The sequence below is a fragment of the Methanosarcina siciliae T4/M genome (assembly GCF_000970085.1).
Taxonomy (GTDB): Archaea; Halobacteriota; Methanosarcinia; order Methanosarcinales; family Methanosarcinaceae; genus Methanosarcina; species Methanosarcina siciliae.
Window position 1 is genome coordinate 4,110,573 of record NZ_CP009506.1, and the last position, 13,545, is coordinate 4,124,117.

The window sequence follows — 13,545 nt, forward strand, 5'->3', positions numbered from 1 at the left end:
TGATGTTTATTTTCCAACGCAAGAAGGATTAGACTCTAAAAATTAGTTGAAAGACAGTGAGGTAGAGAGTCATGTGCCGGACAGTCTTTCAATCCATTTTGGAGATTAAAACCCCAATAAGATTCATTTTTTCTTTGATTGTATTCATATGCAAAGCATTATACACAAACGCGACCGGTACACCCATTGTCATCTCCTGCTGGTTAACAAGTCAGGCGGTCTGGCTGAGGTCCTTTATGTAGGTCCCAGCCCCGAGCCACCAGGTATCGTCGACTTTCTGGACGTAGCTCATTTTCGGTTCAAGGGTCATGTTGCGGGCAGGGTCGTAATAGTGGTAGAACAGGAACCCTCCTCCCTGCTGCGCCAGGAAGATATCGACTTTGGTGTAATTCACCCCATAGGGATCCTGAAGATCTGAGAGGTCCGTTCCGATCAGCTGGGGCTGATACGGGAGCGCCAGGGTTATCCCGTTATAATCGAAGGCATAGACATAGAGACTGTCGTGGACGAACGTTCCGTTCTGGTTGTTGAATTCAGTGATCGCGGCATCCTTTCCGTTCTTATCGGCATACGTTATCGCCGCCCCGACAAAGGATTTCAGGTTATCTCTTACCTTGGGATCTGTACCCACACTCACGATCGATGAGTTATCCGGCGGGTTATAAATGCCAGCCCCGATGAGCCAATCATTATCTACCATCATTACGTAGCTGAGTTTTTGTTTGACTGTGAAGTTATCTGCAGGGTCTGCATAGAGATACCGGACAAAACCTCCGCCTGACTGCGCAGTTGAAATCAGGTCCTGGATAAATAAGGTGCCGTTCGCGTCCGTAACGTTCCACCTGTTAGTCCCAATGATATCGGGCTGGAAGGGAAGAGCCAGTGTGGTGCCGTTTGTGTCATATGCGAATATATAGAGTTCCCCATCAACGAACTTGCCGGTCTGGTTGTTGAACTCACGAAGAGCGGTTTCCTGCCCGTTTACGTGAGCATATTCGAAGGATTTCTCGACGAGTGCGATAAGCTCCTCAGGAGATGCGGTGGAGTTATTAGCAGGCGTTGCTTCCGACTTATTCTGGCAGAGCTTGTAATTGCCGCTGCAGACAATATAGGAGTTCCCATCACTCCCAATGGTTAACCTGTAGTAGGCGGTCTTATAGTACAGGTTCGTCTGGACAGGGCGCATATAGACATAATCCACCCATCCAGTCCCGTTTTTCAGTGCCCCTTCTAAAATTTCATCACGGAACGGTTTACCGGCAACATCTGTCTTGCCCCTGAAATTCGTGCCGACAGATTGAATGTTGTCCGCATGAGCAACAATGGTCAAATTCGTATCGTAGATGAAGGCGTAGAGTCCCGGGTCCTCAGAGTCACGATAAGGAGCTTCGCCGGCATTGATGCGCCGGAAAGTATCGGAAGCGTTCTTCTCGATTGCTTCGGCAGTTGTGTTTACAAGCGCCATCACCTTGTCATCAGTAAATGTCTGCCGGGCACATCTTACCCCAAGATTCCGGTAGATAATACGTTCATAATCACTGACTCCCTTTTCATCCCTCTGATCTCGTACTGTATCGAGAGCCTGCTGGAAAGCGCTGACCAGCGTGTCCGGTACATCCTTGCTGAAGATGTAATAGAAGTCGTTCTCACTCAGAGTATACACGATCTCATAGGCGTTAGGATCTGCTGCAGTCTGCAACATCTGATGCCGTCCGGCGAGGTCCCCCGTTGCCCACAGGTCGATCTGGCCCCCTTCCAGCATCCGGAAGAGGGCTTCAGGGGTTTGACCGTTGATGATCTGCGATTCGTTCACTCCCTGGCTGGCGAGGAGGTCATTTTCGATTGAGGCCCGTACAGCACCGATCCTGTACCGATCAATGTCTTCCGGAGAGGATATTGTAATATTACTGCTCACCGGTGCATAGAGGACGAAACTGGCTCTGGTAAAAGGCCCGGCCCACTTGTAGAGAGACTCACGTTCGGGGGTACGGACGATTGAGAAAAGCACAGTGCTGGTATTGTTCTGCGCCATCTGGAAAGCTTCCGCAAGGGGGACAATGCGGACATCTGCCCTTGAGCGGTTTACGCCAATGTTTTTGAAGACCGCCTCGAGTATCTCGACAGAAATACCGGTGACATTCCCGTCCTCCTGGTAGTTGAAGGGAGCCCACTCTTCGGTCAGGTAATTTAGCCGGGCAAGGCCGATCGATGGAATGTATTTCCCGAGAATTCTATCATATGTGCTAATGCCCTCAGGGTCTTTTTCCTGTTTGACGGCATCGAGTGCCTGCTGGAAAGACCGGACGAATGAATCGGGCACGTCTTTACTGAAGGCATAATAGTGGTCCTGGGTTTCTAATTGATACACGACCGTGTAGGAATAATAGTTCCCGGTCACCTCTTCGGTAAAGTACCTACCTGCGTCCTCAGAGCATGCCCAGAGGTCGATCTCATTGTTCTCGAGTCCGCCGATAATTGCGGATACGTTGCTTTCAGGCACAAGCTGGCTCTGGTTCACCCCGATATCGAGCAACTGCCGGATTGCCATATCATCGGCGATCACCCCGACCCTGTACCCCTTCAGATCTTCAGGGCTCTCTATTGTGATCCCACTATCTCGCCTGGCAAACAGAACATATCTATCAGAATAGATGGGGCCGGCCCATTTGAAGGACTGCTCGCGTTCGGGGGATCTTACCATGCTGAAGAGAACAGTATTATTCCCGGAAAGAGCTGCCTGATACCCCTCCGTCCAGGGAACGAGATTTACCTCCTCGCGGGTCACCTTCTTTCCCATCTTCCCGGTGACCTCTTCAAGGAGATCAACAGAGATACCCTGAAGCGTACCGTTCTCCATGTAGTTGTAGGGAGGTAGCTGTTCTGTATAGTACGTCAGGTCGACAGGTATCGTGGCACCGCTCAGGCCTGCAGATTCAACTTCACTTCCCGTAAGGCATCCGATAGCTGGAAGCAGCGTTCCAAACATCACTGCAATAAAGATGAAATACATGTACCGTAGAGATCGCGACATGAAAAAAGTCTACTACCAACATATAAAGGAATACTGAACGCGTCCCACCAATTTGCAAAAGAACGCACTTTTAAAGGATGCACAATGAAAACGGTTCGGATAACAGGAGAAATCTATAACAGGAAAAATCACTCCCGCAGTAGGAATTACTCCCTAACTTTTTAAGAAAATAATATTTCCATAAGTATATATAGCCCTACGATAAATAAGTTTTACCAAATATGGTCGTATTTGAATAAATATTGCCTAAATAAAATAATAAAACAGAGACTGAAAAAACATGAGAAAAAATTACTCACGTCTATTTTTTATGTTGAACATGACCATTATTTTAATAATCATTCCAGTAAACGCAGGGGAAATTTCCGTAACATTTGAAGAAGGGCGTTTATGTGCTGGAGAAGAAATCGGCAATACTTATTCAGACCAGGGAATTACATTTTCTCATGGGGTACAGTTTGTTGACCTCGGTAATTTAAGTTCAGAAAAAGAAATGGGTTTCTGGAACCCGGATAACCGTATCACTCAAATTTACTTTTCACCGGCTGTAACTTCGGTTTCAATCGATTTCGAAAATACGCTTGCAGGGAATCTGGATGCATTTCTTGTAAACGGGAAGGTGCTTTCTAAATCGGAATATAACTGTGAATGGACCGCAAAAAATACGTTGAGAATCGAAAGCAATGACACTAACATACAGAGTATTGAGATATCAAGCAAACTTCCCTGTTCGAAAAAAATAAAATTCGATAATCTTTGTTATGAGCAGGTTACGGAGACATTAACGAATTCTTCACGCAGAAACAATCGAAATTCTGGCAACGCTGATAATGAAGACCCTGATGATGAAAACAAGAAAATTTCATCAGGAAAAAGTAAAAACTCCGATAATACTGACAACAAAGATTGTAAAGAGGAAGCGGAAGAAACAATACCAGGAAATGATACAAACTCCGATAACTCGGACAATGAGGATTGCGGTGGGGAGATAGAGGAAACTCCGTGCAAAAACGATACAGAAAAGGATGAGATTTGCCCGGGTGTACCGGAAAAGGATCCGTGCAACGATACAGAAAAGGATGAGATTTGCCCGGGTGTACCGGAAAAGGATCCGTGCAACGATACAAAACCCGATAAACCCTGTAATCAGGAGATTCCGGAGTACCCCAGTATCGTATTTCCGGTGGTTACAATTCTTGGGATGATATTCATACTCCAGCGCGGACGAAATTGAATTGCAGAAACTGATTGAAAGGCAACAGTGGCGAAATTTAGGAGCTCCAAGATGTTTCTGAAATAATTTAAAAAGTTGTAATCTGCCCCCGTTTTTCACTCTCTTTTTCCAAAACGATGTCAAACATCCTGAAAGCAAATACGGCTCAAATCTCAGCCGGAAAAAAACAGGAATGAATGACATTGACTCTTTAAGAAAATACAACCTCTATAAGTATATGTAGTCAGAATTGGAATTTCTTTCCAAGAAATAAACAAGTTAGAACAAATATAAATACAAATAATATAAAAAAGGGAGAGATAAAACGTGAAAACGAATCTTTTATGTATAATACTGATACTTGCCGTTGTCACGATAATGGTCACACCAGCAAGTGCAGGAGAAGTAACCATAACCTTTGATGACGGTATTGTAGTAGCTGATCAGGATGTAGATGATGCTTATGCAGATCTTGGAGTGACATTTGAAGGAGCAAAGGTTATAGATACCAAATTAGTGGGAACGGACTTAGGATTTACCCCAAAAGACGACTTTTGTACAATTAATTTCTCCCCCTATGTAACTTCAGTTTCCATAGATTTTAAGGATGATTTGGCAGAAGGTAATATGGATGGACTTCTAGTAAACGGAGAAAAAATTTCTGATTCTGAATGTACTTACGTTTGGATAGAGAAAACATTACATATTGAAAGCAGTGCTCAGAATCCTATAAAAAGTGTCCAATTATACGGGATTGAGTATCTCCCGTGTATTTGTACGAAGATAACATTCGATAATTTGAAATATACCCAGATTCCTGAATTCCCCACCGTTGCGCTTCCAGCAGCTACAGTATTAGGCATGATATTTGTATTCCAGCGTAGGAAAAACTAAATTTTCAGATGGATTGTTCTTGAAATGAACTGTTATTGAGATGGATTGAAAGTAAAGGCTATTTTGGCGTGACTGACAATCTTTCAACCCATTTTTGAAATTCTTTTTCCTGATTTATCCTTTTTTCTCAGATATTATTCTCTTTTTACGGCTTTCAGAACAATTGCACCTTCCGGAGTTTCACTTTCCGCGTTGAAACCTACATCCTCAAAAAGCTCTACCCATGCGGTTTCCGAGAGCTGGGGGCCATGATGGTGTTGATGTGCAAGCGGTTCAATTGCAGTTAATGTCCCTCCCTTTTTCAGCACCCTCTTAATCTCAAAAAGTGCGAATTTAATATCTTCAAGGTGATGGAGCATGAAAAAGCAGGTTGCCGTATCCACGGAGTTACCTTCAAAAGGAAGGGCATAGGCGCTTCCGGTTTTGAATTGCACATTGGACACCCCGAGAACTTCTGCGTTCATCTGTGACTGGGCTGCAAGGGAATCATGGATGTCGATGCCGTAAACCTTTGAATCCGGGTTGTTTTTTGCAAGCTCTATTGTAAGGGTTCCGAAACCACTGCCGATATCCAGGATGGTTTCGCCTTTTATTCCGGGAAGCACAACAGGAACTACCTGTGCCCTTATATGACCCATGCGGTCTTCAGGGAATTCTGCCTTTTTTGCTTTTTCTGCGTCTATTGGTACAAATGGCAGGACAGCATAGACCTTTGAGCCGTTAATTGCCATCAATCCCCGCACATAAGCACTGCCGTCCTCAGCTGTGGCCAGTTCTACAATGGAAACTCCGACATCCCCGCAAAAGCGCAGGTTCCATTCGTTCCTTTTTTCAGGGAACCTGAAATTCAGGGGTGTGTGAACAACAATATAATGAGAATATTTAGGGCTGAAATATGCTGATACTGATTCAGGTTCATTCAGGCGGATCTCACTTATGCTTTCCCTGAAAAGGGAGAGAATTTGCAGAGAATTTTCGTCGGCCTCGTTTCTTACAGTTCCAATTTCTCCGAACATACTTCTGGATTTGACTTAAGAGAATAAAAGTTCTCTGATGGAAAAACCCGGAAAAAGAGGTATTCCGGAAACATAAAAGCTGACATCCGGGTTAGATGAGGAAAATTTCGCATGTTTTGTGAGATGTCGTTATAAACTACATAAATAATTAATATCAATTTCAATATTCTTAAATACTATGAAATAGGATAGGGGATACCTGTTGGTGGTCGCGATGAAGTACATAATTGCAATAATAAGACCTGAAAGGCTTGATGCGGTCAAAAGAGAACTTCAGAAGGTTGAAGTTAATAGGTTGACAGTATCTTCGGTTTCAGGTTATGGTGCACAAAAAGGACAGCTCGAGATATACAGGGCAATGGAGTTTGAAGCAGACCTTCTTGAGAAAATCAAGATTGAAATTGCAGTAAATGATGAATTCCTGTATCCTACGATTGAAGCAATAAAGATGGGAGCAAAGGGCAGTGAAGAGCATATAGGAAGCGGCAAGATATTCGTGCTCCCGCTTGAAGATGTTATAAGGATCCGTACGGACGAAAGCGGACCTGTCGCTATTTGAGGTAGATAGAAATGGCAATCGTAGCAGCAGATACCGTATGGGTATTGATTTCCTCTGCCCTTGTATTACTAATGCTTCCGGGGCTTGCACTGTTTTACGGTGGACTGGTTCAGCGTAAGAATGTTTTGAGCAGCATGATGCATTCGTTTGTTGCAATGGGCGTCATGGCTCTCGAATGGATAATAATAGGTTACTCGCTTGCGTTTGGGACCGGAAACGGTTTCATAGGCAGCCTGGAACACGTATTCCTTCAAGGAATTGACCCCTACTCCGTAACAGGGACAATTCCCACATATGCATTTGTTGCCTTTCAGGGAATGTTTGCAATAATTACACCTGCCCTGATCTCAGGGGCCATTGTCGGACGTGTTAAGTTCAAATCATACATTGCATTCATCGCCCTCTGGGGGCTTATTGTGTATGCACCGGTCTGCCACTGGGTCTGGGGCGGAGGATTCCTCACAGGAGAAGCCCTTGACTTTGCAGGCGGAACCGTGGTCCATATAACATCAGGCATATCTTCGCTGGCAATTCTGACCTTCCTTGGAAAGAGAAGAGGGTATGGCATAGACTCAATAAAACCGCATAATGTCACCCTTACTCTTCTGGGGACCGGGCTCCTCTGGTTCGGATGGTTCGGGTTCAATGCCGGATCCTCTCTTGCTGCAAATGAAATTGCAGCCCTCGCATTCATTACAACCCTCGTAGCCCCTGCAGCCGCAGGCTTTGTCTGGATGACCCTGGAATGGGTCCACCTGGGACGCCCTACCGCCCTAGGATTTGCAACAGGAGTTCTTGCAGGGCTCGTTGCCATAACCCCGGCTGCAGGTTTTGTTACCCCCATGACAGCAATTCCGATAGGTGCAATTACAAGCTTTATCTGCTACCAGGCCGTAATGCTCAAGGGAAGGTTCGGGTATGATGATTCCCTTGATGCTTTCGGAGTCCATGGAGTAGGCGGAATTACAGGGGCAATTCTGACAGGCGTATTTGCAAGCGTAGGGTCTTCAGGACTCCTGCTCGGCAACTCCGAGCAGCTGATACTCCAGGTAGAAGGCGTTGTTGCCACGCTTATTTACGCAAGTGTTTGCACCCTTATAATCGGGTTTGCACTCCACAAGACGATAGGGCTCAAGGTAAGTGAGAGCGAAGAAAATATCGGGCTTGACCGGACACAGCACGGAGAAGCAGCATATAACATTTGAGTACAGGCAAACCCACCTGTACCTTTCCGATTTTTAATTCAATTCCACGGATCGGAAGAACCTAGCTTTATAGAATCTAAATGTGTTTTCTAAAACCAATGAGTTTTTTAGAGTCAAATTAACACGTATTTCGGCAGTCAATTATTCCGAGTTATTCCTGATCTTTATCCCGGGTTATTCCTGATCTTTTATTGTCTTTTCGGCATTATTCAGCCTTTTTTGAACCATTCATAATTAGAGAATTATTTTAATACTATTATATTTATTTGGAAAAGTAGAAAATAATAAGTAGAATAAAGTAGGAAGGAGGTAAGAGATTTGAGGCTTCCTAGTTATCATATAAAAAAAGATGGGATGAAAATATGTTAAATACTGGTTCAACAGGCTTTATGCTGCTTGCGACAAGTCTTGTGATGCTCATGACCCCAGGTCTGGCATTCTTTTACGGAGGACTTGCCTGTAAGAGAAACATTTTAGGAATAATGATGCAGAGTTTTGTTTCTCTCGGGCTGACAACCATTTTATGGTTTTTCATAGGATATTCTCTGTGCTTCAGCGGAGGAGAAGGCGCAATCTTAGGAAACCTGAACAAAATGTTCTTGAATGGGATTTCCCCAACTGATATGTTTGGAGATGCCGGGTTCCCCGAACTCGTCTTCGTAGCTTACCAGATGATGTTTGCAATCATTACCCCGGCTCTGATTACGGGAGCATTTGCAAACAGAATTAGTTTTAAGGCTTACATTATTTTCCTTGTCGTCTGGCAGCTCTTTGTTTACTATCCTTTTGTGCACATGGTATGGGGAGGCGGCCTGCTTTCCGAAATGGGAGTTATCGACTTTGCCGGTGGAATCGTGGTTCATGCGACAGCCGGATTTGCAGCCCTTGCCTCAGTGTTTTATGTAGGCTCGAGGAAATATAAGGATTCAAAGCCAAACAATATTCCCTTAATGGCTGTCGGAACAGCACTTCTCTGGTTCGGATGGTACGGATTTAATGCGGGCAGCGAACTAAATGTGGACGGGATTACAGCCCTTGCATTCCTGAACAGCGACATCGCAGCTTCTTTTGCGGCTATTACCTGGATGATAATAGAATGGTTAAGGGAAACAAAACCAAAATTCGTGGGGCTTATGACCGGGGCTGTTGCAGGACTTGCGACAATTACTCCTGCAGCGGGGCTTGTCTCCATGCACGTAGCTGCATTGATGGGCATCCTCGGAGCTATTGCCTGCTACTTTGCAGTACATATTAAAAACAGAATGCAATGGGATGATGCCCTGGATGTATGGGGTGTTCACGGAATAGGAGGAGTAACAGGGACAATTTTACTTGGAATCTTTGCTTCGACTGCCATAAATCCGGTAGGTGCTGACGGTCTGCTTTATGGTGGCACTGCATTCTTTATCAAAGAACTCTCAGTTGTTGTAGGAGCTTCAATCTATGCATTTATATTTACCTACATCATGCTGATGCTCATAAATGTAATAACTCCGGTCAAAGTTTCGGATGAAGATGAGCTTGCAGGGCTGGATATATCCATGCATGGAGAATGTGCCTACGATGCGATTCACTGATAAAATCCTTCGTAAACCTGCTTAAAATGAGGATATCTTTATCCGTTGAGGAAGAACTTAAAACACGGGTTCTCGAAAGAAAAGGCTCAATTAAGAAAAAATTCCGTTATCGGCAGGTTTATTTGATTAGGTGAAAGGAGTCAGGGTAAACCCTGCCCTATATATCTTTTTTCCACTTTAACACTCTTCAGCCACTCTTCTTTGCATAAAAACCGGTAATTGAAGAATGTTCCTGTAAATCACATTCATATCAATCTTTTTTGATATCCGGCTTTCGGGTTTTTAAGAAGTGAATCCAATAATTAAGTAGAAGAATTAGGGGACTTCAGAACCAATTGGAAGAATTTGAGGCTTCCATAATTGATTGGAAAAGTATGAGGACTCCATAATTGATTAGGAGAATTTGACTTTATTTTTGAGATTCACAAGACCTGATAGCGCTGAGCATCAGGAAAAATGCGGAGAAAATTTTCAGATTCTTGCAGGTGGTAAAGATGCCGGGAAACCCGAATGAAATAAAGCTTGTAAATAATGCTATGTCCAACGCTACACGAAGGAAGATAATGAACTTCCTGGAGGCTGGCGAGAAGAGTACGGAGGAAATAGGAGAAGAGATCGGGAAGTCAATGCTCGACTTTCATCTCAAGGTCCTGCAGCAGGCGAGCCTGATAGAGCTCGAAGAAGGGACAGCAAAGCTGAGTGAATACGGCAGAAATTTCCTGAAAGGCAAGGAAGACAAAGGTGCGGAGAAAAATTCAGACCTCTCTCAGGCAAAGCCGGTTGAGATTGTTGAAGTCAGGCAGCTTTTGCCCTGCATAGCTGACTCTTCAAAGTTCAGGGTAATCGCAAATATGGCTCCTCCTCTGGGTGGAACCCTGAAGGTCCTTGAGCCCCTCTTTCCCAGGTCCAGATATTCGGACAGGATAAGTGCTCTGATAACGCAAAAAGGAGAAATTATCACAACTCTTTACGGGACCGGAAAAGTCACCATGACGATGATTAAAAACGAGGATGAAGCCAGAGAAGCCCTTGAGAACCTCAGGGGTATTGTCAATGAAGCAATAGCAAAAGGTATAGCCCCGGTCCCCAGGGAAAAAGTCAGGGTCGAACCTATGGAGATCTACAAATACCTGCCCCAGACCAACTGCGGGAAGTGTGGTGAGCAGAGCTGTTATACCTTTGCAATAAAGCTTATGGGAGGAGAAACAAACCTGGAGAAGTGCACGCCTCTCAAAGAACCAGACTATGCAACCAACTTCGAGCACCTGCAGGTTCTGAGTGCATATATTTGAGCTACAGGTACCTGAGCTACAGTTATTTGAAAAATACCACCTTAACCGGGATCCTTTGAATACATTAACCATAGTGCTAACAGACAGTCTTTCTATTCCAAATACGCTAAAATCACCTGAAAGTTTATTCTGTTTTATCAGCGCAGGCAAATTTTATTCAGGGATTGTTATTCAGGGACTGTGGAGACAGGGACTGGAGCGAGAGCCTGTGAATAGTACGCCGTTATAAGAGGATGCTGGCAGAAATAGCTTCATAAGAGGTTGCCGGCAGAAATAACTTCAGCAGGTGTTAAAGGTGTCGGAAAACCCGAATGAGACAAAACTCGTAAATTTTGCTATGTCCAACGGTACCAGGAGGAAGATAATTAACTTCCTGGCGGACGGCTGTAGAAGTACCGGGGAAATAGGAGAGATAATCGGGAAGGCAACACTTGACTTTCATCTCAGGATTTTGCAGCAGGCAGGTCTGATTGAATTAGAAGAAGAAACTGTGAAGCTAAGCGAATATGGCAAGAGTTTCCTTAAGAATAAAACAGAAAAGGTTGAGGAGAAAACTGTAGACTTCTCTCAGGCAAAACAAATAGAGATTGCAAGGATCAGACAGCTTTCGCCCTGTATAGCCGATTCCTCAAGACTCAGAGTGAGTGCGAATATGACTCCACCGCTGGGTGGAATCTTGAAACTCCTTGAGCCCCTCTTTCCCAGAAAAGAACCGGAATACGAAGATAATCATGAGCATCTACAGATTTTGGCCGATTACATCTAAACCCTAATAATAAAACATGATTTGTTAGGAGGAAATTATGAAGACTCTTACGATAGTGCTTACTGATGGCCCTTATATTTCCGAATACGCTGAAATCGCCTTCAAACTTGCCGAAGAAGCACTTAGACAATATCAGGTGAACATATTCCTGTACCTGGACGCGGTGCACATCCCCAAAAAAGGCCAGATTCCTTCATTTTTTACTAACGCAGGCGAACTTTTCAGAGGGCTCGCAGAGAAAGGGGCTGTAATCAGAGCATGTGCCCGATGTGCCGCTGCAAGAGGCTATATTGCAGAAGAAAGCCTTGAGAACGGGAATAACTGCAGAGACTACATTCCCGGAATAAAAATCTCCAGTCTTTATGAACTCTCTGAAATGCAGAGCAAAAGTGATAGAGTAATCTCACTGTCAAGATAAACTCACCGAAAAGAGGTTTGAACGATGGAATCAGTTTTCTATCTGCTGGATACCGCCCCATACGGCAGTGAAAAATCCTTTGGAACATTGAACGCGGCTGCTGTGAGCCTTGACAGGATAGATGTGACTCTTGGCCTTTACGGAGATGGAGTTTATCTTGTAGCTGCAGGGCAGGACAGCACAGAACTTGGATTGCCGAACCTTTCGGATATTCTCTATTCGTATGGAGAGTTAAAAGTACTTGTGCACGAACTCTCACTGGTTGAGAGGGGACTTTTTGAGGAAACCCTGATAGAGACCATCGAACTTGTCGATGAAGAGGACTTTCTCGAAGCGATGGAAAGTTCGGACTGTGTGATCTTGTTTTAAAGAGGTAACTCATTAAAAACCGGCAGCTACCGAGAGGGAAAATAGAAGTTTGCTGAAGTATGAACGGGAGCAATAAGATGAAACGAGAAAAACATGATGTATTCCTGCTGACAAAACCCCCCTCCAGCCCGAGGTCAGAGTTATGCTTGAAACTGGCTGTCCGCTCAGGAAATGCCAGGCTCTACCTTGCAGGAGACGGAGTATATCACCTGCTTTCAGGAATACAGGAGTTGCCAGGGTGCACAGTTTACGCCTGTCAGGAAGACCTCGAAGCCAGAGCAATAAAAGGGAGAGGAAAAGTTACAGTTCCGGAGAACTTTTATGCGGCTTTTATCAAGGATCTGATGGAACATTGCAGGCAGGCATATACTTTTTAAATAATTGACATCATACATTTTAATAAGTGCTGACTGGCACTGCAATTTTTAAAACATTTAACGAACTTTACAGGTTTAACGTGTATTTTTACCTTAGCCCGGAAGAGAAAAAGTTTCAATAATATAGTTCACCGTCCAGGACTGTTTTATATGGCTGAAAAGCTCCCACGTGAGGTTATCGAGGAGTTGGAACGGGTAAGCCGGCTGCATGAGCAGGCAGTCTGCGACCACGAAAAATGCAGGGAATTTAGCGAAAACCTGTCTGACATTCTGGTTAGAGTCGAAGATATGAAGTATTACAAAACGGCAGACAGGCTGATGAGCGTCCTCATAAACTGCAAGCCTAAAGAAGCATCGCACTGTGAAAAAGCAACGCTTGTAGGGGAAATGATTAAAAACGTGGCAAAAGAGGCTAAAAAAGATGCGGGGAAATAAAAAACACACTCATACACGGGTGCCTTTATCGATATGAACAGCAGTGTCGAAGCTCGGTGTGGGAGAAGGCCCCCTCCCTGGCAATGCTCCTTGCAGGCCCGGCCCTCAGCCTTCCTAACATGATAGTAACCAACAGAACCATGAAAACAAATCTTGCGGCACGCTATAAAACATGAAAATCGAAGTACTGGGTACAGGATGTACAAAGTGCAAGAAACTGAAATAATTTGCAAAACAGGCGTAAAGGAAACTGGTGTGGATGCCGAAGTCGTCAAGGTTAACGGAACAAAGTAGAGAAGAATGAAGTATTCTTTTCTCTATTTTCCTCCTCTACTTCCCATTCCTTAACTGCAGGCTAAATTTCCCAAACTTTTACCAGCCCGGATTTCCCAA

Annotated in this window: 13 protein-coding genes; 11 read left to right on the forward strand and 2 right to left on the reverse strand. The window is 44.4% G+C overall.

What is annotated here, in order from left to right; all coding sequences use genetic code 11:
• Positions 1-211: 211 nt before the first annotated feature.
• Positions 212-3,010, reverse strand: coding sequence for a cache domain-containing protein (locus tag MSSIT_RS17210; RefSeq protein WP_231589953.1), 2,799 nt, complete (start codon positions 3,008-3,010; stop codon positions 212-214).
• 340 nt (positions 3,011-3,350) lie between these two features.
• Between MSSIT_RS17210 and MSSIT_RS17215 the strand changes: the two genes are divergently transcribed.
• Entirely contained in the window at positions 3,351-4,265 is a 915-nt protein-coding gene (locus tag MSSIT_RS17215) for a hypothetical protein (RefSeq protein WP_048173740.1), read from the forward strand.
• A gap of 306 nt (positions 4,266-4,571) precedes the next feature.
• A complete protein-coding gene (locus tag MSSIT_RS17220; protein WP_048173741.1) occupies positions 4,572-5,138 on the forward strand; it encodes a PEF-CTERM sorting domain-containing protein in 567 nt (188 codons plus the stop codon).
• Between the two features lie 134 nt (positions 5,139-5,272).
• Here MSSIT_RS17220 and MSSIT_RS17225 read toward each other — a convergent pair whose 3' ends face one another.
• Positions 5,273-6,154: a class I SAM-dependent methyltransferase gene (locus tag MSSIT_RS17225; protein WP_048173742.1), complete on the reverse strand. Its 882-nt coding sequence runs from the start codon at positions 6,152-6,154 to the stop codon at positions 5,273-5,275.
• 214 nt (positions 6,155-6,368) lie between these two features.
• Between MSSIT_RS17225 and MSSIT_RS17230 the strand changes: the two genes are divergently transcribed.
• From MSSIT_RS17230 to MSSIT_RS17270, 9 genes are all read left to right on the forward strand, one after another.
• Positions 6,369-6,713, forward strand: a complete 345-nt coding sequence (locus tag MSSIT_RS17230) for a P-II family nitrogen regulator (protein ID WP_048173743.1) — start codon at positions 6,369-6,371, stop codon at positions 6,711-6,713.
• 11 nt (positions 6,714-6,724) lie between these two features.
• A complete protein-coding gene (locus tag MSSIT_RS17235; protein WP_048173744.1) occupies positions 6,725-7,918 on the forward strand; it encodes an ammonium transporter in 1,194 nt (397 codons plus the stop codon).
• A 362-nt stretch (positions 7,919-8,280) separates the two neighbouring features.
• Positions 8,281-9,495 (forward strand): ammonium transporter, encoded by a 1,215-nt coding sequence (locus MSSIT_RS17240; protein ID WP_048173745.1) that lies wholly within the window; start codon positions 8,281-8,283, stop codon positions 9,493-9,495.
• A gap of 494 nt (positions 9,496-9,989) precedes the next feature.
• Positions 9,990-10,787 carry a (Fe-S)-binding protein gene (locus MSSIT_RS17245; protein WP_048173746.1) on the forward strand — a complete coding sequence of 266 codons (798 nt, stop codon included), beginning with the start codon at positions 9,990-9,992 and terminating at the stop codon, positions 10,785-10,787.
• 295 nt (positions 10,788-11,082) lie between these two features.
• On the forward strand, positions 11,083-11,553 hold the full coding sequence (locus MSSIT_RS17250) for a helix-turn-helix domain-containing protein (protein WP_231589954.1): 471 nt from the start codon (positions 11,083-11,085) through the stop codon (positions 11,551-11,553).
• Between the two features lie 37 nt (positions 11,554-11,590).
• Positions 11,591-11,971, forward strand: coding sequence for a DsrE/DsrF/TusD sulfur relay family protein (locus MSSIT_RS17255; protein ID WP_048173747.1), 381 nt, complete (start codon positions 11,591-11,593; stop codon positions 11,969-11,971).
• 24 nt (positions 11,972-11,995) lie between these two features.
• Positions 11,996-12,340, forward strand: coding sequence for a DsrE family protein (locus MSSIT_RS17260; RefSeq protein ID WP_048173748.1), 345 nt, complete (start codon positions 11,996-11,998; stop codon positions 12,338-12,340).
• Positions 12,341-12,417: 77 nt separating this feature from the next.
• A complete protein-coding gene (gene tusB, locus MSSIT_RS17265) occupies positions 12,418-12,717 on the forward strand; it encodes a sulfurtransferase complex subunit TusB (RefSeq protein WP_048175024.1) in 300 nt (99 codons plus the stop codon).
• 150 nt (positions 12,718-12,867) lie between these two features.
• Positions 12,868-13,152, forward strand: coding sequence for a hypothetical protein (locus MSSIT_RS17270; protein WP_048173749.1), 285 nt, complete (start codon positions 12,868-12,870; stop codon positions 13,150-13,152).
• The last annotated feature ends 393 nt before the right edge of the window (positions 13,153-13,545 follow it).

Coding starts and splice junctions, on each gene's coding strand:
- MSSIT_RS17215 (WP_048173740.1), top strand. CDS start 3,351: ATGACCATTATTTTAATAATCATTCCAGTAAACGCAGGGGAAATTTCC.
- MSSIT_RS17260 (WP_048173748.1), top strand. CDS start 11,996: ATGGAATCAGTTTTCTATCTGCTGGATACCGCCCCATACGGCAGTGAA.
- tusB (WP_048175024.1), top strand. CDS start 12,418: ATGAAACGAGAAAAACATGATGTATTCCTGCTGACAAAACCCCCCTCC.
- MSSIT_RS17230 (WP_048173743.1), top strand. CDS start 6,369: ATGAAGTACATAATTGCAATAATAAGACCTGAAAGGCTTGATGCGGTC.
- MSSIT_RS17270 (WP_048173749.1), top strand. CDS start 12,868: ATGGCTGAAAAGCTCCCACGTGAGGTTATCGAGGAGTTGGAACGGGTA.
- MSSIT_RS17255 (WP_048173747.1), top strand. CDS start 11,591: ATGAAGACTCTTACGATAGTGCTTACTGATGGCCCTTATATTTCCGAA.
- MSSIT_RS17225 (WP_048173742.1), bottom strand. CDS start 6,154: ATGTTCGGAGAAATTGGAACTGTAAGAAACGAGGCCGACGAAAATTCT.
- MSSIT_RS17245 (WP_048173746.1), top strand. CDS start 9,990: ATGCCGGGAAACCCGAATGAAATAAAGCTTGTAAATAATGCTATGTCC.
- MSSIT_RS17240 (WP_048173745.1), top strand. CDS start 8,281: ATGTTAAATACTGGTTCAACAGGCTTTATGCTGCTTGCGACAAGTCTT.
- MSSIT_RS17235 (WP_048173744.1), top strand. CDS start 6,725: ATGGCAATCGTAGCAGCAGATACCGTATGGGTATTGATTTCCTCTGCC.
- MSSIT_RS17210 (WP_231589953.1), bottom strand. CDS start 3,010: ATGTATTTCATCTTTATTGCAGTGATGTTTGGAACGCTGCTTCCAGCT.